21 protein-coding genes and 1 pseudogene are annotated in these 24,570 nt (G+C 65.9%); 18 read left to right on the forward strand and 4 right to left on the reverse strand.

The genetic code is table 11. The features are described 5' to 3' along the window. The 3 genes and pseudogenes from HWX25_RS13910 to map all read right to left on the reverse strand — a co-directional run. A pseudogene (locus tag HWX25_RS13910) lies at positions 1 to 668 on the reverse strand (pseudouridine synthase); the annotation flags it as partial. Between the two features lie 16 nt (positions 669 to 684). Further along, positions 685 to 3,261, reverse strand: coding sequence for a [protein-PII] uridylyltransferase (locus HWX25_RS13915; protein WP_175908857.1), 2,577 nt, complete (start codon positions 3,259 to 3,261; stop codon positions 685 to 687). Between the two features lie 51 nt (positions 3,262 to 3,312). After that, complete coding sequence (gene map / locus HWX25_RS13920; RefSeq protein WP_021159103.1) at positions 3,313 to 4,128, reverse strand: type I methionyl aminopeptidase; 816 nt, start codon at positions 4,126 to 4,128, stop codon at positions 3,313 to 3,315. Positions 4,129 to 4,516: 388 nt separating this feature from the next. Here map and rpsB point away from each other — a divergent pair, with 388 nt between their 5' ends. From rpsB to HWX25_RS14000, 16 genes are all read left to right on the forward strand, one after another. Then, positions 4,517 to 5,257: a 30S ribosomal protein S2 gene (rpsB, locus tag HWX25_RS13925; protein WP_006483818.1), complete on the forward strand. Its 741-nt coding sequence runs from the start codon at positions 4,517 to 4,519 to the stop codon at positions 5,255 to 5,257. Between the two features lie 162 nt (positions 5,258 to 5,419). Next, positions 5,420 to 6,301: a translation elongation factor Ts gene (gene tsf / locus HWX25_RS13930; protein WP_034188848.1), complete on the forward strand. Its 882-nt coding sequence runs from the start codon at positions 5,420 to 5,422 to the stop codon at positions 6,299 to 6,301. Between the two features lie 156 nt (positions 6,302 to 6,457). After that, complete coding sequence (gene pyrH / locus HWX25_RS13935) at positions 6,458 to 7,171, forward strand: UMP kinase (RefSeq protein WP_011885142.1); 714 nt, start codon at positions 6,458 to 6,460, stop codon at positions 7,169 to 7,171. Positions 7,172 to 7,273: 102 nt separating this feature from the next. After that, complete coding sequence (gene frr, locus HWX25_RS13940) at positions 7,274 to 7,834, forward strand: ribosome recycling factor (protein WP_006752152.1); 561 nt, start codon at positions 7,274 to 7,276, stop codon at positions 7,832 to 7,834. 49 nt (positions 7,835 to 7,883) lie between these two features. Continuing rightward, the gene (uppS, locus tag HWX25_RS13945) at positions 7,884 to 8,666 is read left to right on the forward strand and encodes a polyprenyl diphosphate synthase (protein WP_006758563.1); all 783 of its coding nucleotides are present in this window, start codon (positions 7,884 to 7,886) and stop codon (positions 8,664 to 8,666) included. Continuing rightward, on the forward strand, positions 8,660 to 9,481 hold the full coding sequence (locus tag HWX25_RS13950; RefSeq protein WP_175908858.1) for a phosphatidate cytidylyltransferase: 822 nt from the start codon (positions 8,660 to 8,662) through the stop codon (positions 9,479 to 9,481). The genes uppS and HWX25_RS13950 overlap by 7 nt, the downstream gene beginning before the upstream one ends. A gap of 15 nt (positions 9,482 to 9,496) precedes the next feature. After that, entirely contained in the window at positions 9,497 to 10,693 is a 1,197-nt protein-coding gene (locus HWX25_RS13955; protein WP_175908859.1) for a 1-deoxy-D-xylulose-5-phosphate reductoisomerase, read from the forward strand. 11 nt (positions 10,694 to 10,704) lie between these two features. Continuing rightward, positions 10,705 to 12,093 carry an RIP metalloprotease RseP gene (gene rseP, locus HWX25_RS13960; RefSeq protein ID WP_175908860.1) on the forward strand — a complete coding sequence of 463 codons (1,389 nt, stop codon included), beginning with the start codon at positions 10,705 to 10,707 and terminating at the stop codon, positions 12,091 to 12,093. Between the two features lie 64 nt (positions 12,094 to 12,157). Beyond that, complete coding sequence (gene bamA, locus HWX25_RS13965) at positions 12,158 to 14,464, forward strand: outer membrane protein assembly factor BamA (protein ID WP_059691997.1); 2,307 nt, start codon at positions 12,158 to 12,160, stop codon at positions 14,462 to 14,464. 64 nt (positions 14,465 to 14,528) lie between these two features. Then, positions 14,529 to 15,026: an OmpH family outer membrane protein gene (locus HWX25_RS13970; protein WP_059529330.1), complete on the forward strand. Its 498-nt coding sequence runs from the start codon at positions 14,529 to 14,531 to the stop codon at positions 15,024 to 15,026. A 16-nt stretch (positions 15,027 to 15,042) separates the two neighbouring features. Beyond that, the gene (lpxD, locus tag HWX25_RS13975; protein ID WP_175908861.1) at positions 15,043 to 16,137 is read left to right on the forward strand and encodes a UDP-3-O-(3-hydroxymyristoyl)glucosamine N-acyltransferase; all 1,095 of its coding nucleotides are present in this window, start codon (positions 15,043 to 15,045) and stop codon (positions 16,135 to 16,137) included. A 129-nt stretch (positions 16,138 to 16,266) separates the two neighbouring features. Continuing rightward, a complete protein-coding gene (gene fabZ, locus HWX25_RS13980) occupies positions 16,267 to 16,734 on the forward strand; it encodes a 3-hydroxyacyl-ACP dehydratase FabZ (protein ID WP_006495559.1) in 468 nt (155 codons plus the stop codon). Positions 16,735 to 16,801: 67 nt separating this feature from the next. Further along, positions 16,802 to 17,590 (forward strand): acyl-ACP--UDP-N-acetylglucosamine O-acyltransferase, encoded by a 789-nt coding sequence (gene lpxA, locus HWX25_RS13985; RefSeq protein ID WP_059701563.1) that lies wholly within the window; start codon positions 16,802 to 16,804, stop codon positions 17,588 to 17,590. Positions 17,591 to 17,593: 3 nt separating this feature from the next. After that, positions 17,594 to 18,763, forward strand: a complete 1,170-nt coding sequence (gene lpxB / locus HWX25_RS13990) for a lipid-A-disaccharide synthase (RefSeq protein WP_059817734.1) — start codon at positions 17,594 to 17,596, stop codon at positions 18,761 to 18,763. Beyond that, complete coding sequence (gene rnhB / locus HWX25_RS13995; protein ID WP_059691995.1) at positions 18,760 to 19,404, forward strand: ribonuclease HII; 645 nt, start codon at positions 18,760 to 18,762, stop codon at positions 19,402 to 19,404. The genes lpxB and rnhB overlap by 4 nt, the downstream gene beginning before the upstream one ends. Beyond that, positions 19,401 to 20,183 (forward strand): RNA methyltransferase, encoded by a 783-nt coding sequence (locus HWX25_RS14000; RefSeq protein WP_175908862.1) that lies wholly within the window; start codon positions 19,401 to 19,403, stop codon positions 20,181 to 20,183. Before rnhB ends, HWX25_RS14000 begins: the two co-directional genes overlap by 4 nt. A 121-nt stretch (positions 20,184 to 20,304) precedes the next feature. Here HWX25_RS14000 and HWX25_RS14005 read toward each other — a convergent pair whose 3' ends face one another. Continuing rightward, entirely contained in the window at positions 20,305 to 21,120 is an 816-nt protein-coding gene (locus tag HWX25_RS14005) for a pyruvate, water dikinase regulatory protein (RefSeq protein WP_059450011.1), read from the reverse strand. 376 nt (positions 21,121 to 21,496) lie between these two features. Here HWX25_RS14005 and ppsA point away from each other — a divergent pair, with 376 nt between their 5' ends. Next, a complete protein-coding gene (ppsA, locus tag HWX25_RS14010; protein WP_059817730.1) occupies positions 21,497 to 23,896 on the forward strand; it encodes a phosphoenolpyruvate synthase in 2,400 nt (799 codons plus the stop codon). A gap of 218 nt (positions 23,897 to 24,114) precedes the next feature. Beyond that, a complete protein-coding gene (locus HWX25_RS14015; RefSeq protein ID WP_175908863.1) occupies positions 24,115 to 24,549 on the forward strand; it encodes an NfeD family protein in 435 nt (144 codons plus the stop codon). Positions 24,550 to 24,570 lie beyond the last annotated feature (21 nt).

Here is a 24,570-nt window from a genome sequence, read left to right on the forward strand (position 1 = left end):
TCGCGGTAGGGTGCGCGTGCAGCGCCTTCGGCGCCTGCGCGGCGCGGGCGCGTATCGTCGTCGCTGCGGCGAGCCGGGCGGTCGGACGACGTACGGCGTTCGCCGAAGCTGCGCTTTTCGCCTTCGCCGGCTGCCTTGTCACGATAGGGCGCACGTGCACCGCCCTCGGCGCCTGCGCGGCGCGAGCGCGTATCGTCGTCGCTGCGGCGAGCCGGGCGGTCGGACGACGTACGGCGTTCGCCGAAGCTGCGCTTTTCGCCTTCACCGGCTGCCTTGTCACGATAGGGCGTACGTGCACCGCCTTCGGTACCCGCACGGCGCGGCCGCGCATCGGGCTTGCCGTCGGTGCCGCGATACGGACGGGCGTCGCCGCGTTCGGCGCGGCCGCCAGGCTTCGCGTCACTGCGATAGCCGCGCTCGGCGCCGCCGTCACGCGGTGCGCGCTTCGCCGGAGCGCGTTCCGCACCCGGGCCCTCCGCGCCGCGCGGCTTGAACGCGCGCTCGCCGGCGGCGGCCGGTGCGGCGGCCTTCTTCGGGCGCGGCGGCTTGTCGGCCGCGGACGGCGCGGCGGGGCGCACCGCCTTGCGGGCGACGAGGCTGCCAGAGCGGACAGGTGCGCGGGTCGGCGACGCCGGCCGCGGATTCTTGACGGTCAATTTGGTGCGCATAAACGCTGGGATTCATTCAGACTGCGATCGCGCGCAGCAATTCGGTTTCGAGCTGGATCTGCAAGCGGTTGTCGGACAGGCCGGCACCGTCGAGCAGGAAGATGTCCTCGACGCGTTCGCCGAGCGTATTGATCCGCGCCGCGTGGACGCCGACCCGATGCTCGGCCAGGACGCGCGCGATCGAATAGAGAAGGCCCGGCCGGTCGTTGGCGGACACGGACAGGATGTAGTACTGACCGCGCTCGTCGGCCCGGAGGTCGACGCGCGGCGTAATCGGAAACGTCCGGGACAGCCGCGACAGGCGACCCTTGGACGGCTCAGGCAGCGACGCGGTTTCGGCAAGGCGCGTCGCGAGTTGCTGTTCGACGAGATTCGCGATGTCACGGTAGCGCACGTCGCGTTCGGTCTGCGTGACGATGAAGTTGTCGAGCGCATAGCCGTGCCGCGTCGTGCTGACGCGCGCATCGAGCACCGACAGCCCGTTGCGGTCGAAGTACGCGCAAATGCCCGCGAACAGGTCGGGGCGGTCCTTCACGTACACGAGCACTTGCAGCGCGTCGCCGATCGGCGACGGCCGCGCGCGGACGATCGCGGTCTCGGCGTTCACGTGCCGGTACAGCACGCGCGTCTGCCATGCGATGTCGGCCGCGTCGTGGCGCAGGAAAAAGCCGATGTCGAGCTGATCCCACAGCGCGCGGTGCGCGTCGTCGGGCACGGTCTCGAGGCGCAGCAGCGCGAGCGCCTGCTCCTGCCGCGACTTCAGTTCCGAATGCGCGTCGGGATTGGCGCCGCCGAGCACTGCCAGCGTAATCCGGTAGAGGTCTTCGAGGAGCTTGCCCTTCCAAGTGTTCCACACCTTCGGGCTCGTGCCGCGGATATCGGCGACGGTCAGCAGGTAGAGGGCGGTGAGGTAGCGCTCGTTGCCGACGACTTCGGCGAAGCGCTTGATGACCTCCGGGTCGCTCGTGTCCTGCTTCTGCGCGACCTGGCTCATCGTCAGGTGATGCTGGACGAGCCACACGATCAGCGCCGCGTCGTCGCCGGCGATCCCGTGCTCGCGGCAGAAACGCCGCGCGTCGGCCATCCCGAGCGTCGAGTGGTCGCCGCCGCGGCCCTTCGCGATGTCGTGGAACAGCGCCGCGACATACAGCACCCACGGGCGCTCGAAATTGCCGATCAGCTGGCTGCAGAACGGGTACTCGTGCGCATGCTCGGCCACCGCGAAGCGGCGAATGTTGCGCAACACCATCAGGATGTGCTGGTCGACCGTGTACACGTGGTAAAGGTCGTGCTGCATCTGGCCGACGATGCGGCGGAAATTTAGCAGATAGCGGCCGAGCACGCTCGTCTGGTTCATCAGCCGGAAAGCATGCGTGATGCCTTCGGGCTGCTGCAGGATCTGCATGAACGTGCGGCGGTTCTGCGGATCGCGCCGCCACGTGTCGTTCATGATCTCGCGCGAGTTGTACAGCGCGCGCAGCGTGCGGGCGGACAGACCCTTCACGCCACGGGTCGCCTCGTACAGCAGGAACGCTTCGAGGATCGCGTCCGGATGGCGTTCGAACACGCCGTCGTCGACGATCTCGAGCATGCCCTGCTTCTCGACGAAGCGATCGGGAGACAGCACGCGCGTGATGCCGCTCGTCGCGGGAAACAGCTGCGCCTCGATGTTCTGGATCAGGATCGTCGCCAGCTGCGTGACCGCTTTCGCGGCCCAGTAGTAACGGCGCATCAGCTGCTCGCTCGCGCGCTTGGCCTGCGTCGGCTGGTAGCCGAAGCTCTCGGCGGCCTGCGTCTGCAGGTCGAACACGAGCATGTCCTGGCGGCGGCCGGCGATCACGTGCAGCCGCGCGCGCAGCGTCTTCAGGAATCCTTCGTTGCGGCGCAGCTCGCGCGCCTCGCGATCGGTGATGAGGCCGCGCGTGTCGAGTTCGCGCCAGCTGCTGCCGAAGCCGGCCGCGCGCGCAATCCAGAGGATCGTCTGCAGGTCGCGCAACCCGCCCGGGCTTTCCTTCACGTTCGGCTCGAGGCTGTACGGCGTGTCCTGGAACTTCGCGTGGCGCTGGCGCATCTCGAGCACCTTCGCGGTGAAGAATGCGCGCGCGTCGAGCGCCTCGTGATACCGTACGGTGAAGCGCTCGAACAGCGCGGTGCTGCCGACGATGCGGCGCGCCTCGAGCAGCGAGGTCTGCACGGTGACGTCCTGCGATGCTTCCTCGATGCATTGGGCGACCGTGCGCACGCTGCTGCCGATCTCGAGGCCGAGATCCCATGCCATCCCGATGAAGCGCTCGATGCGCGCGTCGAGCGCCGGGTCGTGCGCATCGGGCAGCAGCACGAGGATGTCCACGTCGGAGTAGGGCGCGAGCTCGCCGCGCCCGTAGCCGCCGACGGCGACGAGTGTAAGCGTCGCGGGCAGCCCGCACTCGTCCCACACGCGCTTGAGCACATCGTCGGTGAGTTTCGACAGCGCGTGCATCAGCGACGCGACGTTCGTCGCGCTGCGAAAGCGATCGAGCATGTCGGCCTTGGCGGCCTTGAATTCGGCGCGCCGCGACAGCGCTTCGGGCGAGGGGGCGGCGTGAGCGCTCATGGGCGGGCCGTTCAGGTCAGGGGCGGGTGGGGCGGGCTGGCGCGGCGGCGCTCAGACCGCGGCGGCCGGTTGCGCGAACACCGGGCGCGCCGGCGTGCCGGCGGACACGGTCAGCACCTCGTAGCCCGTCTCGGTGACGAGCACCGTGTGCTCCCACTGCGCGGACAGGCTGCGGTCGCGCGTCTTGACCGTCCACTGGTCGGGCATCGTGCGGATATCGCGCTTGCCGGCGTTGATCATCGGCTCGATCGTGAAGATCATCCCGGCCTTCAGCTCGATGCCGGTGCCCGGACGGCCGTAGTGGACGACCTGCGGATCCTCGTGGAACACGGTGCCGATGCCGTGGCCGCAGTATTCGCGCACGACGCTGTACCCCTGCGCTTCCGCATGCTTCTGGATCGCGTAGCCGATGTCGCCGAGGTGGGCGCCGGGCTTGACCTGGTCGATGCCGAGCCACATGCACTCGTAGGTGGTCTGTACGAGGCGCTTCGCGAGGATCGAGCCCTCTCCGACGATGAACATCCGGCTTGTGTCGCCGAAGTAGCCGTTCTTGATCACGGTGATGTCGATGTTCAGCGCGTCGCCGTTCTTGATCACCTTCTCGCCCGGAATGCCGTGGCAGATCACGTCGTTGACGGAGATGCAGGTGGCCTTCGGGTACGGCGGATAGCCGGGCGGCTGATAATTCAGCGGCGCGGGGATCGTGCCCTGCTCGTTGAGCATGAATTCGTGACAGAGTCGGTCGAGTTCGGCGGTCGTGATGCCCGCGACGACGTGCGGCGTGATGAAGTCGAGCACTTCGCTCGCGAGACGGCAGGCGACGCGCATCTCGGCGATGTCGTGTTCGTTTTTGAGCGTAATAGCCATCGAGGTATGCCTGGAATGCGGTGAATTGACGGATTATCGCACCTTATGGCGGGCCTCGCAGCCCCTGCCGGCGGTGCCGATGCGGGTTTTCGCGGATTGCCCGGTCGACTGCCGCGCGGCAAGCGAAAGTGTCGGGCGACTTGAGAGCCGACAAATCGGCGTGCTATACTCTTTGGCTAAGTCGACATCCAGATGCCGAACATGTCCGTCATCGGGCGGTACAGGGCGGCATGGCGATGAAAGGCTTGCGGCACGGGCATTTTCGCACGTGCCGAATCGCAAGCCGGCGCAACCAGGGTGCCGGCCGCGCGGAACGAGGGTCCTTCGGGGCGCGTTCGCGCGGCGGTACGGCAGCCGGCTTAAGACCCAACCCTCGTGGAGAATTTACATGGCAGTCACGATGCGCCAAATGCTGGAAGCGGGTGTCCACTTCGGTCACCAGACCCGTTTCTGGAACCCGAAGATGGCTCCGTTCATTTTCGGTCACCGCAACAAGATTCACATCATCAACCTCGAAAAGACGCTGCCGATGTTCACGGACGCACAGAAGTACGTGCGCCAGCTGGCAGCGAACCGCGGCACGATCCTGTTCGTCGGCACGAAGCGTCAGTCGCGTGACACGATCGCCCAGGAAGCGCAGCGCGCGGGCATGCCGTACGTCAACGCACGCTGGCTCGGCGGCATGATGACCAACTTCAAGACGCTGAAGGTTTCGATCAAGCGCCTGAAGGACATGGAAGCGGCAGTCGAGGCGGGCGAGCTCGAGAAGATGAGCAAGAAGGAAGCGCTGCTGTTCGAACGCGAAATCGCCAAGCTGCAGAAGTCGATCGGCGGCGTGAAGGACATGGGCGGCATTCCGGACGCAATCTTCGTCGTCGACGTCGGCTACCACAAGATTGCCGTGACGGAAGCGAACAAGCTGGGCGTGCCGGTCATCGCCGTGGTCGATACGAACCACTCGCCGGAAGGTGTGGATTACGTGATCCCGGGTAACGACGACTCGAGCAAGGCAGTCGCGCTGTACGCCGAAGGCGTGGCCGACGCGATCCTGGAAGGCCGTGCGAACGCGGTCAACGAAGTGGTCCAGGCAGCGCGTGGCGACGACGAGTACGTCGAGGAAAACGCGTAACTGGCCCCGAGCCGGCGCAAAAAGGGGGCTCTCAACAGGCCCCCTTTTTTTAAGCTTGTGCGCCGGACCTGATCGCGCCGAATCGGCGCGGGTCCGGAAACGATTTTCGGCCGTTCGCGTCCAAGCGGGCGGCGTTGTGAATACAGACTCAAGGAGCGAATGATGGCGGCAATTACCGCAAGCATGGTGGCAGAACTGCGCGCAAAGACCGACGCACCGATGATGGAGTGCAAGAAGGCGCTGACGGAAGCCGACGGCGATCTGGCCAAGGCTGAAGAGCTGCTGCGCGTGAAGCTCGGCAACAAGGCGAGCAAGGCGGCATCGCGCGTGACGGCCGAAGGCGTCGTCGCATCGTTCGTCGGCGGCAACGCGGGCGCGCTGGTCGAACTGAACTGCGAAACCGACTTCGTCGCGAAGAACGACGACTTCCTCGCATTCTCGAAGACGGTCGCGGAACTCGTCGCGACGCAAAACCCGGCCGACGTGGCAGCGCTGTCGGCACTGCCGCTCGACGGCTCGACGGTCGACGCAGTGCGTCTGGCCCTGATCGGCAAGATCGGCGAGAACGTGTCGATCCGCCGTTTCGTCCGTTTCGAAACCGCGAACAAGATCGCAACGTACCTGCACGGCGCGCGTATCGGCGTGATCGTCGAGTACACGGGTGCGGAAGAGCAGGTCGGCAAGGACGTCGCGATGCACATCGCCGCGATGAAGCCGGTCGCGCTGTCGTCGGCCGACGTGCCGGCGGAACTGATCGAGACGGAGCGCCGTGTCGCCGAGCAGAAGGCTGCCGAATCGGGCAAGCCGGCTGAAATCGTCGCGAAGATGGTCGACGGCAGCGTCCAGAAGTACCTGAAGGAAGTGTCGCTGCTGAACCAGACGTTCGTGAAGAACGACAAGCAGACGATCGAGCAGATGCTGAAGGCAGCGAATGCGGCAGTGCAGAAGTTCGCGCTGTTCGTCGTCGGCGAAGGCATCGAGAAGCGTCAGGACGACTTCGCCGCCGAAGTGGCCGCGCAAGTCGCAGCAGCAAAGCAGCAGTAAGCAGTCAGGCAGTATCCGCGGCGGGCGTCCGCTCCGCCGCGGCCGGCGCCGCCGCCGGCCGGCCGGGAACCCCCGTCCGACCGTCGGCGCTTGCCCGAATCAGTATTTCGCCCCTACAGTTCGTGGTTGTCATCCTCTCGTCGCTCGGAAGCCCCTATGTCCAATGCCTATAAACGCGTCCTCCTCAAACTCTCCGGCGAAGCGCTGATGGGCGACGATGCCTTCGGCATCAATCGCGCGACGATCGAGCGGATGGTGGCGGATATCGCCGAAGTCGTGGGTCTCGGCACGCAGCTCGCGGTCGTGATCGGCGGCGGTAACATTTTCCGCGGTGTCGCGGGTGGCGCGGCCGGCATGGACCGCGCGACGGCCGACTACATGGGGATGCTGGCGACGATGATGAACGCGCTGGCGCTGCAGGACGCGATGCGTCACGCCGGCATCGTCGCGCGCGTGCAGTCCGCGCTGCGCATGGACCAGGTCGTCGAGCCGTACATCCGGCCCCGCGCGATCCGCCAGCTCGAGGAAGGCAAGGTCGTGATCTTCGCGGCCGGCACGGGTAACCCGTTCTTCACGACGGATACGGCCGCCGCACTGCGCGGTTCGGAAGTGGGCGCCGAGGTCGTACTGAAGGCGACCAAGGTCGATGGCGTATATTCTGCCGATCCGAAGAAGGATCCGTCAGCCACGCGCTACACGACGATCAGCTTCGACGAGGCGATCAGCCGCAATCTGCAGGTGATGGACGCGACGGCCTTCGCGCTGTGCCGCGACCAGAAGCTGCCGATTCGCGTGTTTTCGATCAACAAGCCGGGCGCGCTCAAGCGTATCGTGCTGGGCGAGGACGAAGGTACGCTCGTCCACGTGTAAACTCCCGCGGATGCGGGCAAGCGGCGTGGGTCGCCGGCCGCGGTGCGTGGCGCGCCGGGCGGGGCCCGCGTTCTTTGAAGGTTGGAAGGTTTGGAGGTTGAAATGAGTGTCGCTGATGTCAAGAAGGGCGTGGAGCAGAAGATGCAGCGCTCGATCGAAGCGTTCAAGAACGATCTGGCGAAGATCCGTACGGGCCGTGCGCATACCGGTCTGCTCGATCACGTGCAGGTCGACTACTACGGTTCGATGGTGCCGATCTCGCAGGTTGCGAACCTGACGCTCGTCGATGCACGCACGATCGGCGTGCAGCCGTGGGAAAAGAACATGGTCGCGAAGGTCGAGAAGGCCATCCGCGAAGCGGATCTCGGCCTGAACCCGGCGACGGCCGGCGACCTGATCCGCGTGCCGATGCCCGCGCTGACGGAAGAGCGCCGCCGCGAACTGACCAAGGTGGTCAAGAGCGAAGGCGAAACGGCCAAGGTTGCGATCCGTAACCTGCGCCGCGACGCGAACGAAGCGCTCAAGAAACTCGTGAAGGACAAGGAAATCTCGGAAGACGACGAGCGCCGTGCGAGCGACGACGTGCAGAAGCTGACCGACAAGCACGTTGCCGAAGTCGACAAGCTCGTGCAGAGCAAGGAAGCCGAGATCATGACGGTCTGACGACCGTTCTCGCGCGCCGCCTTCTTCCCGCATTACTGTCTCAACGGCCATGACCTATACCAGCTCTACCGTTCGCGTGCCTGATGTCGGCGCCGTGCCGCGTCATATCGCGATCATCATGGACGGCAACGGCCGTTGGGCGACCGAACGCCGCTTGCCGCGCGTCGCGGGGCACACCCGCGGCGTGGATGCCGTGCGGGCGGTGGTCGAAGGCTGCGCGCGCGCCGGCGTCGAATACCTGACGCTGTTCGCGTTCAGTTCCGAAAACTGGCGCCGGCCGAACGACGAAGTGTCGTTCCTGATGCGGCTGTTCATCACCGCGCTCGAGCGCGAGATCGGCAAGCTGCATGCGAACGGGATCCGCCTGCGGGTGGTGGGCGATCTCGAGCGCTTCGAGCCGCGCATCCGCGAACTGATCCGCCGCGCCGAAACCAAGACGGCGCGCAACACCCGTCTCACCCTGACGATCGCCGCGAACTACGGTGGCCGCTGGGACATCCTGCAGGCGACGAAGAAACTCGTCGAGCAGGCCGTGCGCGAGGGACGCGAGGTCGACGTGACCGAAGACGCGTTCGCGCCGCACCTGGCGATGGCCTATGCGCCGGAGCCCGATCTCTTCATCCGCACCGGCGGTGAGCAGCGCGTCAGCAATTTCCTGCTGTGGCAGCTCGCGTACGCCGAATTCTATTTCACCGACAAATACTGGCCGGACTTCGACGGCGCGGCGCTAGCCGACGCGATCGCGTCGTATACCGAGCGCGAGCGCCGTTTCGGGCGCACCAGCGCGCAGCTCGAACCACAATCGCAGAACGCCGACTCCCTTTCATGCTGAAGACCCGTGTGATCACGGCGGTCGTGATGCTGGCAGTGTTGCTGCCGGTGACGCTGTTCGCGCCGCTCGCCGCGTTCGGTGCGCTGATCGGCGTCGTGCTCGTGTTCGCCGCGTGGGAGTGGGCGCGCCTGCTCAAGCTCGGCGCAACCGGTTCGGTCGTCTACGCGATCGTCGCGGCGCTGGCGCTCGCGGCGACCGCGCCGCTCGGCGTCGAAGCCGCTTCGTCCCGTCCCCTTTTCATGGCGGCCGGCGTGTTCTGGCTGCTGGTCGGCCCGTTCTCGCTGCGGCGCAAGCCGGAGCTCGCGGGCGGCGTGTGGCGGCCGTTCCTGCTCGCCGCCGGGCTCGTGGTGTTCGCGGCCTGCTGGCACGCGGTCGTCGCGGCGCGCGCGCAGGGCGTTGCGTTCGTGCTGTCGCTGCTTCTGGTCGTCTGGCTGGCCGATATCGGCGCATACTTCGCGGGCAAGGCCTTCGGAAAGCGTAAACTGGCCGTTACGATCAGTCCCGGCAAGAGCTGGGAAGGCGCGATCGGCGGCTGGCTCGTCGTGATGGTCGTCGCGGGTGTCGCGATGGCCGCGCACTGGTTCGAGCCGACCCTGTTTTCCGCATTCGCTGCGCGCTACGGGATGCCCGGCGCGTGGGCCGCGCTGACGCTGCTGGTCGTCTACAGCGTGATCGGCGACCTGTTCGAGTCGCTGCTGAAGCGTCAGGCGGGCGTGAAGGATTCGAGCGGCCTGCTGCCCGGTCACGGTGGCGTGCTCGACCGCGTCGACGCGCTGCTGCCGGTGCTGCCGCTCGCAATGCTGCTGCTTGGTTAAACCACTATTTCTGCTATGCAAAAACGTCTGACACTGCTCGGTTCCACGGGCTCGATCGGAGACAGCACGCTCGACGTGGTCGCCCGCCATCCCGAGCGTTTCTCGGTCTACGCGTTGACCGCGCACCGCAACGGCGACAAGCTCGTCGAGCAGTGCCTGCGATTCGCACCCGAAATCGCGGTGGTCGGCGATGCGAACACGGCCGCGCACGTCGAGGCGAAACTGCGCGCGGCGGGCAGCAAGACGATGGTGCTGTACGGGCCGCAGGCGCTTGTCGACGTGTCGAAGAGCGACGGCTGCGATACGGTCGTCGCCGCGATCGTCGGCGCGGCCGGCCTCGCGCCGAGCCTCGCGGCCGCGCGCGCCGGCAAGCGCATCCTGCTCGCGAACAAGGAATCGCTCGTGATGTCGGGCGCGATCTTCATGGACGCCGTGCGCGACCATGGCGCGATCCTGCTGCCGGTCGACAGCGAACACAACGCGATCTTCCAGTGCATGCCGCGCGACGAGAATGAGCACGGCGGGATCTCGAAGATCATCCTGACCGCGTCGGGCGGCCCGTTCCGCACGCGTGAGCCGGCCACGCTCGTCGACGTGACGCCGGACGAAGCATGCAAGCACCCGAACTGGGTGATGGGCCGCAAGATTTCCGTCGATTCCGCGACGATGATGAACAAGGGCCTCGAAGTCATCGAGGCGCACTGGATCTTCGGCCTGCCGGGCGACCGGATCGACGTGCTGATCCACCCGCAGAGCGTGATCCATTCGCTCGTGTCGTACCGCGACGGCTCGGTGCTCGCGCAGCTCGGCAACCCCGACATGCGCACGCCGATCGCGCACGCGCTCGCGTTCCCGGAGCGCGTCGACGCCGGTGTCGACCAGCTCGACCTCGCGCAGATCGCGCAGCTGTCGTTCGAGAAGCCCGACTACACGCGCTTCCCGTGCCTCGCACTCGCGCTGAAGGCGCTTGAGGAGGGCGGTATCGCGAGCGCCGCGTTGAACGCGGCGAACGAAATCGCGGTCGAAGCATTTCTCGAGCGCCGGATCGGCTTCATGGCGATCGCGGCGACGGTCGATGCGGTGCTCAACGCACTGCCGAACCGTAACCCGAACGGGCTCGACGACGTCCTTGCGGCGGACGCCGAGGCACGCCGCCTCGCCGCCGAGATCATTGCGAAAGCGCCTGCGCCACGCGTGGAGCGCGCTGTCTGAATGAGGTGCTCATGAACGTGCTGGTCGAACTGATCGCGTTTGCGGTGGCGATCGGGGTGCTGGTCGTCGTGCATGAGTACGGACATTATCGCGTCGCGCGCTGGTGCGGCGTGAAGGTGCTGCGTTTCTCGATCGGTTTCGGCCAGCCCGTCGCGCGCTGGGTCAGCCGCAGGACGGGCACCGAATGGACGCTCTCGGCGTTGCCGCTCGGCGGTTACGTGAAGATGCTCGACGAGCGCGAGCCGGGGGCGGGCGTCAAGCCCGAGGAACTCGATCAGGCGTTCAACCGGCAATCGGTGTTCAAGCGCATCGCGATCGTCGCCGCCGGCCCGATCGCGAACTTCCTGTTGGCAATCGCCCTGTTTTCCGTCGTATTCGCAACCGGCGTGACCGAGCCGGCCGCGGTGCTCGCGCCGCCGGCCGCCGGCACCGTGGCGGCCCACGCGGGCTTCGACGGCGGCGAAACGATCGTGTCGATCCGCGACGCGCGCGTAGGTGACGCGCAAGGTGGCGAGGCCGTGCCGGTGCGCTCGTGGTCGGACCTGCGCTGGAAGCTGCTGTCCGCCGCGTTCGATCATCGCGAGGTCGTGCTCGGCGCGCGTGACGGCGGCGCGTCGACGTTCGACTTCCGCGTCGACCTGCGCAATGTTCCCGAAAGCCAGCTCGACGACGATTTCATGATGCACCTGGGCTTCGAGACCGGCGGCGGCACGCTGTCGGTGGCGTCCGTGCAGCCCGGCAGCGCGGCCGAGCAGGCGGGCCTGAAGGCCGGCGACAAGCTGCTGGCGCTCGACGGCAGTCCGATCGGCGGCGCATCGCGCTTCATCGACGCGGTGAAGCACCATGCGGGCCAAGCGGTCGAACTGCAGGTCGAGCGCGGCGGCGCCGCCCGGACGGTGTCGATTGTGCCGCAAGCGCAGCGCGACGATGAAACGGGGCAGCAGATCGGCCGCATCGGCGCGGCGCTGTCGATGCACACGCCGTCGGTCGACGTGCGCTATGGGCCGATCGAGAGTCTGCGGCTCGGCGCGCACCGCACGTGGGACATTGCGGTTTACTCGCTGAAGATGTTCGGACGGATGATCACGGGCGATGCGTCGCTGAAGAATCTGTCCGGCCCGGTGACGATCGCCGACTACGCCGGCAAGAGCGCGCGGCTCGGTCCGTCGGCCTTCCTGTCGTTCCTCGCCCTTGTCAGCATTAGCCTCGGGGTGCTGAACTTGCTGCCGATTCCCGTTTTGGACGGGGGGCATCTGTTATATTATCTGGTTGAAGCCGCGACCGGGAAAGCGGTCTCGGAGCGCTGGCAGCTGATTCTGCAAAGAGCCGGGTTGATCTGCATCGTCGCGTTGTCGGCGATCGCGCTGTTCAACGACCTGGCTCGGTTAATCCATTTCTGAAGCGTCAGGCGGCGGCCAGTCGGCCGCCGCCTGATTTGATGCAGCTAAATATTGGGGATGCACGTTGTTCAAACCTCATCGCTTTGTACCTAAGACAGTTGCAGCGGCCGCGCTCGCCGCGCACGGCCTCGCGGCGCATGCAGCGGCACCGTTCGTGGTGCAAGACATCAAGATCGAGGGGTTGCAGCGCGTCGAAGCGGGTTCGGTGTTCGCCTACCTGCCGATCAAGCAGGGCGATACCTTCACCGACGACAAGGCATCCGAAGCAATCCGCGCGCTGTACGCCACGGGTTTCTTCAACGACGTGCGCATTGCCACCCAGGGCAACGTCGTGATCGTGCAGGTGCAGGAGCGTCCGGCCATCGCGTCGATCGACTTCACCGGCACGAAGGAATTCGACAAGGACAACCTGACGAAGGCGCTGCGCGCGGTGGGTCTGGCCGACGGCCGCTACTACGACAAGGCGCTCGTCGACAAGGCGGAGCAGGAGCTCAAGCGTCAGTACCTGACGCGCGGCTTCTATGCGGCCGAGGTCAAGACGACGGTCACGCCGGTCGACGCGAACCGCGTGTCGATCCTGTTCGCGGTCGCCGAAGGCCCGAGCGCGAAGATCCGCCAGATCAACTTCATCGGCAACAAGGCGTTCAGCACCAGCGCGCTGCGCGACGAGATGCAGCTGTCGACGCCGAACTGGTTCTCCTGGTACACGAAGAACGACCTGTACTCGAAGGAAAAGCTCACAGGTGACCTCGAGGCCGTGCGCTCGTACTACCTGAACCGCGGCTACCTCGAGTTCAACATCGAGTCGACCCAGGTGTCGATCTCGCCCGACAAGAAGGACATGTACCTGACGGTCACGCTGCACGAAGGCGAGCCGTACACGGTGTCGGGCATCAAGCTGTCGGGCAACCTGCTCGACCGCGAAGCCGAACTGAACAAGCTGATCAAGATCAAGCCGGGCGATCGCTTCTCGGCCGAAAAGCTGCAGCAAACGACGAAGTCGATCGTCGACAAGCTCGGCGAATACGGCTATGCATTCGCGACCGTCAACGCGCAGCCGGACATCGACCAGGCAAACCACAAGGTGAACCTGAATCTCGTCGTCGATCCGAGCCGCCGCGTGTACGTGCGCCGCATCAACGTGGTCGGCAACACGCGTACGCGTGACGAAGTCGTGCGCCGCGAAATGCGCCAGCTCGAAAGCTCGTGGTTCGATTCGAACCGCCTCGCGCTGTCGAAGGACCGCGTGAACCGTCTCGGCTACTTCACCAACGTCGACGTGACGACGGTGCCCGTCGAAGGCACGAACGACCAGGTCGACGTGAACGTGAAGGTCGATGAAAAGCCGACCGGCGCGATCACGCTGGGCGCGGGCTTCTCGTCGACGGACAAGGTGGTGCTGTCGGCGGGCGTGTCGCAGGACAACGTGTTCGGCTCGGGCACGAGCCTGTCGGTGAACGTCAATACCGCGAAGAGCTACCGCACGCTGACCGTCACGCAGGTCGACCCGTACTTCACGGTCGACGGCATCAAGCGGATCACGGACGTCTACTACCGCACGTACCAGCCGCTCTACTATTCGACGAGCTCGAGCTTCCGGATCATCAGCGCGGGCGGCAACCTGAAGTTCGGCATTCCGTTCTCGGAAGTCGACACCGTCTACTTCGGCGCGGGCTTCGAGCAGAACCGTCTCGACGTCGACTCGAACACGCCGCAGAGCTACCAGGATTACGTGAACGAGTTCGGCCGCGTGTCAAACACGGTGCCGCTGACGGTCGCGTGGTCCCGCGACGCGCGTGACAGCGCGCTGATCCCGAGCCGCGGCTACTTCACGCAGGCGAACGTCGAATACGGCGTGCCGGTCGGCAAGATTCAGTACTACAAGGCCGACCTGCAGGCGCAGTACTACTATTCGTTCTCGCGCGGCTTCATCCTGGGCCTGAACCTGCAAGGCGGCTACGGCAACGGTATCGGCAACCCGTACCCGATCTTCAAGAACTACTACGCGGGCGGTATCGGCTCCGTGCGTGGCTATGAGCCGAGCTCGCTGGGCCCGCGCGACACGAAGACGAACGACCCGATCGGCGGTTCGAAGATGTTGGTCGGCAACATCGAGCTGACGTTCCCGCTGCCGGGTACCGGCTACGACCGCACGCTGCGCGTGTTCACGTTCCTCGACGGCGGTAACGTGTGGGGCAACGCGCCGGGCGGCACGAGTACCGGCGCGAACGGCCTGCGTTACGGCTATGGTGTGGGTCTCGCGTGGATCTCGCCGATCGGCCCGCTGAAGCTGAGCCTTGGCTTCCCGCTGCAGAAGCATGAAGGCGACCAGTACCAGAAATTCCAGTTCCAGATCGGGACGGCGTTCTGATCGAACGCATGACAACAGCAACGAGAGGGTAATTTTGCTAACCGGTAAGTTTTCGAAACGAGTGATGTGTGCGCTGACCGTTGCGCTGGCCTTGGGCGCGGCGACGGCACATGCTCAGGACGTCGCCCGCATCGCGGCGGTCAATTCGGATCGGATCCTGCGCGAGTCCGCGCCCGCCAAGGCGGCGCAGACGAAGCTCGAAGCCGAGTTCGCGAAGCGCGACAAGGATCTGCAGGACCTCGCCGCGCGTCTGAAGTCGATGTCCGATTCGCTGGACAAGAACGGCCCGTCGCTGTCGGCGGCCGATCGCGCACAGAAGCAGCGCGATCTCGCGCAGCTCGATACCGACTTCCAGCGCAAGCAGCGCGAGTTTCGCGAAGACCTGAACCAGCGCCGCAACGAGGAACTCGCGGCTGTGCTGGAGCGTGCGAACAAGGTCATCAAGCAGATCGCCGAGCAGCAAAATTACGACCTGATCGTGCAGGAAGCCGTGTACGTCAGCCCGCGCATCGACATCACCGACAAGGTGCTCAAGGCGCTCGCGTCCGGCTCGACGAACTGAACGGAGCAGACGACGAATGGCATTGACGCTTGAGGCACTCGTAAAGCGGTTCGGCGGCGAGATCGTCGGCGACGCCCAGTGCAAGGTGGGCGGCCTCGCGCCGCTCGACCAGGCAGGCCCTCAGCAACTCGCGTTTCTCGCGAATCCGAAGTACCTGTCGCAGGTCGAGACGACCCGCGCCGGCGCGGTGCTGATCGCGCCGAAGGATCTCGAAAAGCTGGGCGCGGCCGCTGATGGCCGGACGGCTGGCTCCCGCAATTTCATCGTGACGCCGAATCCGTACGCGTACTTCGCGCGCGTCGCGCAGATGTTCATCGATCTCGCCACGCCGCCGCGCGCGGCCGGCGTGCATCCGAGCGCGACGATCGATCCGGCCGCGCAGGTCGCCGCGAGCGCGGTGATCGGTCCGCACGTGACGATCGAGGCCGGCGCGGTGATCGAGGACGGCGTGCAGCTCGACGCGAACGTGTTCGTGGGGCGCGGCACGACGATCGGCGCGGGTTCGCACCTGTATCCGAACGCATCGGTGTATCACGGCTGCAGGATCGGCCCGCGCGCGATCATCCATTCGGGTGCCGTGATCGGTTCCGACGGGTTCGGCTTCGCGCCGGATTTCGTCGGCGACGGCGAGGCGCGCACCGGCAGCTGGGTCAAGATTCCGCAGGTCGGCGGCGTGTCGGTCGGCCCGGACGTCGAGATCGGCGCGAACACGACGATCGATCGCGGCGCGATGGCGGACACCGTCATCGAGGAATGCGTGAAGATCGACAACCAGGTGCAGATCGCCCACAACTGCCGGATCGGCGCCTACACGGTGATCGCCGGCAAGGCGGGCATCGCGGGCAGCACGACGATCGGCCGCCACTGCATGATCGGCGGCGCGGCCGGAATCGCCGGCCACGTGACGCTTGGCGACTATGTCATCATCACCGCGAATTCGGGCGTGTCGAAGTCGCTGCCGAAGGCAGGCATCTACACGAGCGCGTTCCCTGCCGTCGACCACGGCGAATGGAACAAGAGCGCCGCGCTCGTGCGCAACCTCGACAAGCTGCGCGACCGCATCAAGGCGCTCGAAACCGCGCTGGCCGCCCAGGGCGGCACGGACGCCTGACCGCACCATGCGAGACCACGAACCGGGCACGGCCAGCGCATCCGGCCCGGTTTGTCAGACTGGGCCGCGCGGCGGCCCGCTTCAGCCTTTGCATCACCACCGCGCAGCTTCTGCGTGAGACGAACCATCATGAGCACTGAAAAAATCAATCTCGACATCCACAAGATCCTCACGCTGCTGCCGCATCGCTACCCGATTCTGCTCGTCGATCGCGTGCTCGAACTCGAGCCGCACAAGGGAATCAAAGCGCTGAAGAACGTGTCGATCAACGAGCCGTTCTTCCAGGGGCACTTCCCGAAGCGGCCGGTGATGCCGGGTGTGCTGATCCTCGAGGCGCTCGCGCAGGCGGCCGCGCTGCTGACGTTCGCGGAAGAGCAGCCGAAGGATCCGGAGAACACGTTGTACTACTTCGTCGGCATCGACGGCGCACGCTTCAAGCGTGTGGTCGAACCGGGCGACCAGCTGATTCTGAACGTGACGTTCGAACGCTACATCCGCGGCATCTGGAAGTTCAAGGCGGTGGCGGAAGTGGACGGCAAGGTGGCGGCGGAAGCCGAATTGATGTGCACGGTCAAGACGGCCGACGCGGCGCCCTGAGCGACGCGGCACGCATGGGTAACGTAACGCGAGCAACGCGACACATCACATCGAGAGGCAACGGCGCATGACCAGGATTCATCCTACCGCGATCGTCGAACCGGGTGCGCAGATCGACGAGTCCGTCGAGATCGGGCCGTACGCGATCGTCGGGCCGCACGTCACGATCGGCGCGCGTACGACGATCGGTTCGCACAGCGTGATCGAAGGTCACACGACGCTCGGCGAGGACAACCGCATCGGCCATTACGCGTCGGTCGGCGGCCGTCCGCAGGACATGAAGTACAAGGACGAGCCGACGAAGCTCGTGATCGGCAACCGCAACACGATCCGCGAATTCACGACGATCCACACCGGCACCGTGCAGGACGTCGGCGTGACGACGCTCGGCGACGACAACTGGATCATGGCCTATGTGCACATCGGTCATGACTGCCGCGTCGGCAACAACGTGATCCTGTCGAGCAACGCGCAGATGGCCGGTCACGTCGAGATCGGCGACTGGGCGATCGTCGGCGGGATGTCGGGCGTGCACCAGTTCGTGCGCATCGGTGCGCACTCGATGCTGGGCGGTGCCTCGGCGCTCGTGCAGGACGTGCCGCCGTTCGTGATCGCGGCCGGCAACAAGGCCGAGCCGCACGGCATCAACGTCGAAGGCCTGCGCCGGCGCGGTTTCTCGCCCGACGCGATCTCGGCGCTGCGCAGCGCGTACCGCCTGCTGTACAAGAACGGCCTGTCGCTCGAGGAAGCGAAGGTGCAGTTGCGCGAATTGGCGGCCGCGGGCGGCGAAGGCGACGCAGCTGTTGGCGCGCTCGTTGCGTTCATCGACGCGTCCCAACGCGGCATCATCCGCTAAGCGATGTCGCTCCCGACCAATCAGCTCCGGCTCGCGATGGTGGCCGGCGAGCCGTCGGGCGATCTGCTCGCGGCGTCGCTGCTCGGCGGGCTTCAAGAGCGGCTGCCCGCGTCGACCCGCTACTACGGGATCGGCGGGCAGCGGATGCTCGCGCACGGCTTCGACTCGCACTGGCAGATGGACAAGCTGACGGTGCGCGGCTACGTCGAGGCGCTGGGCCAGATTCCCGAAATCCTTCGGATTCGCGGCGAACTGAAGCGCCAGCTGCTCGCGGAGCGGCCCGACGCATTCATCGGCGTCGACGCGCCCGATTTCAACTTCAACGTGGAGCAGGCCGCGCGCGACGCGGGCATCCCGTCGATCCACTTCGTATGCCCGTCGATCTGGGCATGGCGCGGGGGGCGGATCAAGAAGATCGCGAAGTCCGTCGACCACATGCTGTGCCTGTTCCCGTTCGAACCGGCGATCCTCGACAAGGCGGGCGTCGCGTCGACGTATGTCGGCCACCCGCTGGCCGACGAGATTCCGCTCGAGCCCGACACGCATGGTGCGCGCATCGCGCTGGGCTTGCCCGCGGACGGCCCCGTGATCGCGGTGTTGCCGGGCAGCCGGCGCTCGGAGATCGGGCTGATCGGCCCGACGTTCTTCGCGGCGATGGCGCTGATGCAGCAGCGCGAGCCCGGCGTGAGGTTCGTGATGCCGGCGGCGACGCCTGCACTGCGCGAGCTGCTGCAGCCGCTCGTCGACGCGCATCCGCAGCTTGCGCTGACGATCACCGACGGCCGCTCGCAGGTCGCGATGACGGCCGCCGACGCGATCCTCGTGAAGAGCGGCACCGTCACGCTGGAAGCCGCGCTGTTGAAGAAGCCGATGGTGATCTCGTACAAGGTGCCCTGGTTGACCGGGCAGATCATGCGCCGGCAGGGCTACCTACCGTACGTCGGCTTGCCGAACATTCTGGCGGGGCGCTTCGTCGTGCCCGAGCTGCTGCAGCATTTCGCGACGCCCGAGGCGCTCGCCGATGCGACGCTCACGCAGCTGCGCGACGACGCGAACCGTCGCACGCTGACCGACGTGTTTACCGAAATGCATCTCTCGCTGCGGCAGAACACGGCCGCGAAAGCGGCCGAAGCGGTCGTGCGCGTACTCGAGCAACGCAAGGGGCGCGCATGACGGCCGCCCGTGCACCACGTCGCCGCGCGTCGACCGACGTGCAGGGCGGCTTCGACTTCAGCCGGCCCGACGAGATCGTCTGCGGCGTCGACGAAGCGGGCCGCGGCCCGCTCGCGGGGCCGGTGGTCGCCGCCGCGGTGATCCTCGATCCCGCGCAGCCGATCGACGGGCTCGACGATTCGAAGGCGTTGTCCGCGAAGAAGCGCGACGCGCTGTACGAGCTGATCGTCGCGCGCTCGCGCGCGTATTGCGTCGCTTCGGCGAGCGTCGACGAGATCGATACGCTCAACATCCTGCACGCAACGATGCTCGCGATGAAGCGGGCCGTCGAAGGCCTGTCGGTGCTGCCGACGCTCGCACAGATCGACGGCAACCGCTGTCCGACGCTGACGGTGCGTGCCGAGGCGATCGTCAGCGGCGACGCGCTCGTGCCGAGCATTTCCGCCGCATCGATCCTCGCGAAGGTCACGCGCGACCGCATGCTCGTCGACCTGCACGAACGCTTCCCGGTATATGGCTTCAACGTGCATGCGGGCTACGGCACCGAGAAACATCTTGCCGCGCTGCGCGAGCATGGCCCGTGCGAAGCCCATCGGCGCTCGTTCGCGCCGGTGCGTGCGGCACTTGACCTGATTCGATGAAAAGCATTACTTCCCGCGACAACCCGCTGTACAAGCGCCTGAAGGCGCTCGCGGGTTCGACGTCCCAGCAGCGGCGGGGCGGCCAGGCGCTGCTCGAGGGTTTCCACCTCGCCAGCGCGTATCTCGATACGGGCGCAACACCCGAGCTCTGCGTCGCGACCGAAGGCGCGCTCGCGCACGACGAAGCGCAGGCGATCATCGCGCGCGTCGACGAGCAGCGGGTCGTTACGCTGCCCGACGCATTGTTCGGGCAACTGTCGAACGTGGTCAGCGGCGTCGGTTTCCTGTTGCTCGTCGACCGGCCCGCGCAGCCGCTGCCGGAGCGCGTCACGCACACGTCTGTCGTGCTCGACGGCGTGCAGGACGCCGGCAACGTCGGTTCGATCTTGCGCAGCGCGGCGGCCGCCGGCGTGCGGCACGTATTCTGTGCGCCGGGCACTGCCTATGCGTGGTCGTCGAAGGTGCTGCGTTCGGCGATGGGCGCGCATTTCCTGCTGTCGATCCACGAGGACGTCGAGCCTGACGCACTCGCCGCGCGTCTCGACGTGCCGGTCGCGCTCACCGATTCGCACGGCGCGCGGGCGGTCTACGACTGTGATCTGGCCGGGCCCGTCGCATGGGTGTTCGGCAACGAGGGCGCCGGCGTGTCGGCGTTCTGGCGCGACGCGGCCACGCATCGCGTGACGATCCCGCAGCCGGGCGGCATGGAGTCGCTGAACGTCGCGGCGGCGGCGGCGGTGTGCCTGTTCGAGCAGGTGCGGCAGCAGCGGCGCGCGTGACATGACGACGTGACGCACGGCGTTGTCCGCGCGCGCGTATCCCGACCATGAAAAAAGGCCGCGTTCGACGCGGCCTTTCTGCTTCTGGCGGCGGCTGGCGGCCGCGCCGGCGGGCAAGTCGTCAGTACGACTGCCGGTCGAGACGGATTTCCTGCAGGATCGTCGTCGCGATCTCCTCGATCGACTTGTGTGTCGACGACAGCCACTTGATCCCTTCGCGACGCATCATCGCCTCGGCCTCGTTGATCTCGTAGCGGCAGTTCTCCGGCGCCGCGTACTTGCTGCCCGGGCGGCGCTCGTTGCGAATCTCAGACAGGCGTTGCGGGTCGATCGACAGGCCGAACAGCTTGTCGCGATGCGGCGACAGCGCCGACGGCAGCTTGCCGCGCTCGAAGTCTTCCGGAATCAGCGGATAGTTGGCTGCCTTCACGCCGTACTGCATCGCGAGATACAGGCTCGTTGGCGTCTTGCCGCTGCGCGACACGCCGACCAGGATCACGTCGGCCTCCGACAGGTTGCGGTTCGACTGACCGTCGTCGTGCGCGAGCGAGAAGTTGATCGCCTCGATCCGCGTCTTGTATTCCTCGGTGTCGGCGTTCTGGTGGCCGCGACCCATCGCGTGGCTCGACTTCAGCTCCAGTTCCTGCTCGAGGGGCTCGACGAAGCGCTGGAACATGTCCAGCACGAGCGCGTTCGAGCGCTTGACGATGTCGTTCGACTCGCTGTCGACGAGCGTCGTGAACACGATCGCGCGGCGGCCGTCGTGCACCGCGGCTTCGTTGATCTTCTCGACGGTCGCAAAGGCCTTGTCGAGCGAGTCCACGAACGGCAAGCGCACGAGGCGGAATTTCTGGTCGAACTGGGAGAGGATCGAGTGCGCGAAGGTTTCGGCAGTAATCCCGGTGCCGTCGGAGACGATGAAAACGGTAGGCAGCATGAATCTGGGCGTCGAACGTGAAGGGCGGTTGCGCGGGCGGCTGGAGGTTCGCCTCCAGACGCAGTGACAAGGTCGCGCCACATCCGGCAGCCGGCACGGTAGAATAGCGGCAACCTGTTGGATAAGCAATTGCGGGGGCAGGGTGCGAACGGCACCCCGGGCTTGCCGCGAGCGATCTAAAACTCCCGGCAAGTTCGGCGATTCGTCTGACTATATCGCCCTTCTGCCGGGATTTTTGCAAATCGGGTCGGAAGATTTTCCGCCGCTGCGATTGTTTCTCCAACAGGTTGCGCAAGACGCGCCGCGCCTTTTTGCAAGCGCCCGCGTCCGAGCCCACTTGCGCAATCGAGCATTTTTTTCACACTTAGGGGCTTGTATGACTAACGCAGCAAACGTCGCAAAGGACCAGGCGTATGTAATCCCGTTCGAGCAGTTGCGGATGACCGATGTGGAGATCGTGGGCGGCAAGAATGCGTCGCTCGGCGAGATGATCAGCCAGCTTTCCGAAGCAGGCGTTCGTGTACCCACCGGTTTCGCCACGACCGCGCTCGCATTCCGTGATTTCCTCAAGCACAACGATCTGACCGATCGCATCGCCAAGCGTCTCGAGTCGCTCGACATCGACGACGTGAAGGCGCTCGCCGAAGCCGGTGCCGAAATCCGCAAGTGGATCGTCGATGCACCGCTGCAGGCACGTCTCGAGCAGGAAATCCGCGCACAGTTCGAAATCCTGAAGAACGGCTCGCCGGGCGAGCTGTCGTTCGCCGTGCGTTCGTCCGCGACCGCGGAAGACTTGCCCGACGCGTCGTTCGCCGGCCAGCAGGAGTCGTACCTGAACGTCGTCGGCATCGACGACGTGCTCGACCGCATGAAGCACGTGTTCGCGTCGCTGTACAACGACCGCGCGATCTCGTACCGCGTTCACAAGGGCTTCACGCACGCCGAAGTCGCGCTGTCGGCCGGCGTGCAGCGCATGGTCCGCTCCGACGTCGGCGCGGCCGGCGTGATGTTCACGATCGATACCGAATCGGGCTTCAAGGACGCCGTGTTCATCACGTCGAGCTATGGCCTGGGCGAAACCGTCGTGCAGGGCGCCGTGAACCCGGACGAGTTCTACGTGTTCAAGACGACGCTCGCACAGGACAAGTACCCGATCATCCGCCGCTCGATCGGCTCGAAGCTGATCAAGATGGAATTCACGCAGCCGGGCGAGCCGGGCCGCGTGAAGACGGTCGACGTGCCGCACGAGCAGCGCAACCGCTACTCGATCACTGACGAAGACGTGATCGAGCTGGCGAAGTACGCGGTCATCATCGAGAAGCACTACCAGCGTCCGATGGACATCGAGTGGGGCAAGGACGGCCGCGACGGCAAGATCTTCATCCTGCAGGCGCGTCCGGAAACGGTGAAGAGCCAGGCGTCCGGCAAGGCCGAGCAGCGCTTCAAGCTGAAGGGCCAGTCGCAGGTGCTGGCGACGGGTCGTGCGATCGGCCAGAAGATCGGCGCGGGCCCCGTGCGCGTGATCCAGGATCCGTCGGAAATGGAACGCGTGCAGCCGGGCGACGTGCTGGTGGCTGACATGACCGACCCGAACTGGGAGCCGGTGATGAAGCGTGCGGCGGCGATCGTCACGAACCGTGGCGGCCGGACCTGCCACGCGGCGATCATCGCGCGTGAGCTCGGCGTGCCGGCAGTCGTCGGCTGCGGCGACGCGACCGACATCCTGAAGGATGGCGCGCTCGTCACGGTGTCGTGCGCGGAAGGCGACGAAGGCAAGATCTACGACGGGCTGCTCGAGACGGAAGTCACGGAAGTGCAGCGCGGCGAACTGCCGGAAATCCCGGTCAAGATCATGATGAACGTCGGCAACCCGCAGCTCGCGTTCGACTTCTCGCAACTGCCGAACGGTGGTGTTGGCCTCGCACGTCTCGAGTTCATCATCAACAACAACATCGGCGTGCACCCGAAGGCGATCCTCGAGTACCCGAACATCGACCAGGATCTGAAGAAGGCGGTCGAGAGCGTCGCGCGCGGCCACGCGTCGCCGCGCCAGTTCTACGTCGACAAGCTGACGGAAGGCGTTGCGACGATCGCCGCGGCGTTCTATCCGAAGCCCGTGATCGTGCGTCTGTCCGACTTCAAGTCGAACGAGTACAAGAAGCTGATCGGCGGTTCGCGCTACGAGCCGGACGAGGAAAACCCGATGCTGGGCTTCCGCGGCGCGTCGCGCTACATCGCCGAAGACTTCGCGCAGGCGTTCGAGATGGAGTGCCGTGCACTGAAGCGCGTGCGCGACGAGATGGGCCTGACCAATGTCGAGATCATGGTGCCGTTCGTGCGGACCGTGAAGCAGGCGGAGCGCGTCGTCGGCCTGCTCGAGAAGTTCGGCCTGAAGCGTGGCGAGAACGGCCTGCGCCTCGTGATGATGTGTGAAGTTCCGACCAACGCGATCCTTGCCGAAGAGTTCCTCGAGCACTTCGACGGTTTCTCGATCGGTTCGAACGACCTCACGCAGCTCACGCTCGGCCTCGACCGCGACTCGGGCATGGAACTGCTGGCCGTCGACTTCGACGAACGCGACCCGGCCGTCAAGTTCCTGCTCAAGCGGGCGATCGATACCTGCCGCAAGATGGGCAAGTACGTCGGCATCTGCGGTCAGGGCCCGTCCGATCACCCGGACTTTGCGCAATGGCTGACTGACGAAGGCATCGTGTCGATCTCGCTGAACCCGGACACGATCATCGATACGTGGCAGGCGCTCGCCAACCGGAAGTAACGGTCGGTAATGGCCGTTCGGCGCAAGTGCGGTACCGCCGCGCTTGCGTTGAAGGCAAAATGCAAGGTTCGTGTTATAAACACCCCGGTAAGCGCCGGGGTGTTTTTGTTTGTCGGTACGTAACGGGGTGACCCGGCCGACCCGGGCGTGCCGGTCGCGTCCGCTTGCGGCTGCGAAGAATATAGTGAGCGTACGGGACCGTTTTTCTGGAGACCACAATGATGTCGGGGCATCTGTTCTGGTGGGTCGCGGTGGGTGTGCTGGTCGTGGCCGAGTTGCTCACGGGCACGTTCTACCTGCTGATGATTGCGCTCGGCTTTCTCGCGGGCGGATTGCTGCAACTGGCCGGTTTCGCGCCGCACGTGCAGTTTGGCGTGGCCGCCGTGGTCGCGATCATCGCGATGATCGTGCTGCGCCGCTCGGGGCTCGGGCGCAAGCAGAAGCGCGACACGTCGACGAATCCCGACGTCAATCTCGATATCGGCTCGACCGTCACGGTCGACGCATGGCATGACGGCCGCGCGCGCGTGCAATATCGCGGCACCGACTGGGACGTCGAACTCGCGCACGGCGAGCGCGACGATGTGCGGGTGTATCAGGTGCGCGCCGTGCGCGGCAACTGTCTCGTGGTCGTAGCGAAACCTGCGGGCTGATCGTCCGCTGATACAACAAGG

The sequence above is a fragment of the Burkholderia sp. BCC1640 genome (genome assembly GCF_902833125.1).
GTDB lineage: Bacteria > Pseudomonadota > Gammaproteobacteria > Burkholderiales > Burkholderiaceae > Burkholderia > Burkholderia diffusa.

Excerpts from the sequence above, each read along its gene's own strand:
- HWX25_RS13915 (WP_175908857.1), bottom strand. The coding sequence starts at position 3,261 with ATGAGCGCTCACGCCGCCCCCTCGCCCGAAGCGCTGTCGCGGCGCGCC.
- map (WP_021159103.1), bottom strand. The coding sequence starts at position 4,128 with ATGGCTATTACGCTCAAAAACGAACACGACATCGCCGAGATGCGCGTC.
- rpsB (WP_006483818.1), top strand. The coding sequence starts at position 4,517 with ATGGCAGTCACGATGCGCCAAATGCTGGAAGCGGGTGTCCACTTCGGT.
- tsf (WP_034188848.1), top strand. The coding sequence starts at position 5,420 with ATGGCGGCAATTACCGCAAGCATGGTGGCAGAACTGCGCGCAAAGACC.
- pyrH (WP_011885142.1), top strand. The coding sequence starts at position 6,458 with ATGTCCAATGCCTATAAACGCGTCCTCCTCAAACTCTCCGGCGAAGCG.
- frr (WP_006752152.1), top strand. The coding sequence starts at position 7,274 with ATGAGTGTCGCTGATGTCAAGAAGGGCGTGGAGCAGAAGATGCAGCGC.
- uppS (WP_006758563.1), top strand. The coding sequence starts at position 7,884 with ATGACCTATACCAGCTCTACCGTTCGCGTGCCTGATGTCGGCGCCGTG.
- HWX25_RS13950 (WP_175908858.1), top strand. The coding sequence starts at position 8,660 with ATGCTGAAGACCCGTGTGATCACGGCGGTCGTGATGCTGGCAGTGTTG.
- HWX25_RS13955 (WP_175908859.1), top strand. The coding sequence starts at position 9,497 with ATGCAAAAACGTCTGACACTGCTCGGTTCCACGGGCTCGATCGGAGAC.
- rseP (WP_175908860.1), top strand. The coding sequence starts at position 10,705 with ATGAACGTGCTGGTCGAACTGATCGCGTTTGCGGTGGCGATCGGGGTG.
- HWX25_RS13970 (WP_059529330.1), top strand. The coding sequence starts at position 14,529 with ATGTGTGCGCTGACCGTTGCGCTGGCCTTGGGCGCGGCGACGGCACAT.
- lpxD (WP_175908861.1), top strand. The coding sequence starts at position 15,043 with ATGGCATTGACGCTTGAGGCACTCGTAAAGCGGTTCGGCGGCGAGATC.
- fabZ (WP_006495559.1), top strand. The coding sequence starts at position 16,267 with ATGAGCACTGAAAAAATCAATCTCGACATCCACAAGATCCTCACGCTG.
- lpxA (WP_059701563.1), top strand. The coding sequence starts at position 16,802 with ATGACCAGGATTCATCCTACCGCGATCGTCGAACCGGGTGCGCAGATC.
- lpxB (WP_059817734.1), top strand. The coding sequence starts at position 17,594 with ATGTCGCTCCCGACCAATCAGCTCCGGCTCGCGATGGTGGCCGGCGAG.
- rnhB (WP_059691995.1), top strand. The coding sequence starts at position 18,760 with ATGACGGCCGCCCGTGCACCACGTCGCCGCGCGTCGACCGACGTGCAG.
- HWX25_RS14000 (WP_175908862.1), top strand. The coding sequence starts at position 19,401 with ATGAAAAGCATTACTTCCCGCGACAACCCGCTGTACAAGCGCCTGAAG.
- HWX25_RS14005 (WP_059450011.1), bottom strand. The coding sequence starts at position 21,120 with ATGCTGCCTACCGTTTTCATCGTCTCCGACGGCACCGGGATTACTGCC.
- ppsA (WP_059817730.1), top strand. The coding sequence starts at position 21,497 with ATGACTAACGCAGCAAACGTCGCAAAGGACCAGGCGTATGTAATCCCG.
- HWX25_RS14015 (WP_175908863.1), top strand. The coding sequence starts at position 24,115 with ATGATGTCGGGGCATCTGTTCTGGTGGGTCGCGGTGGGTGTGCTGGTC.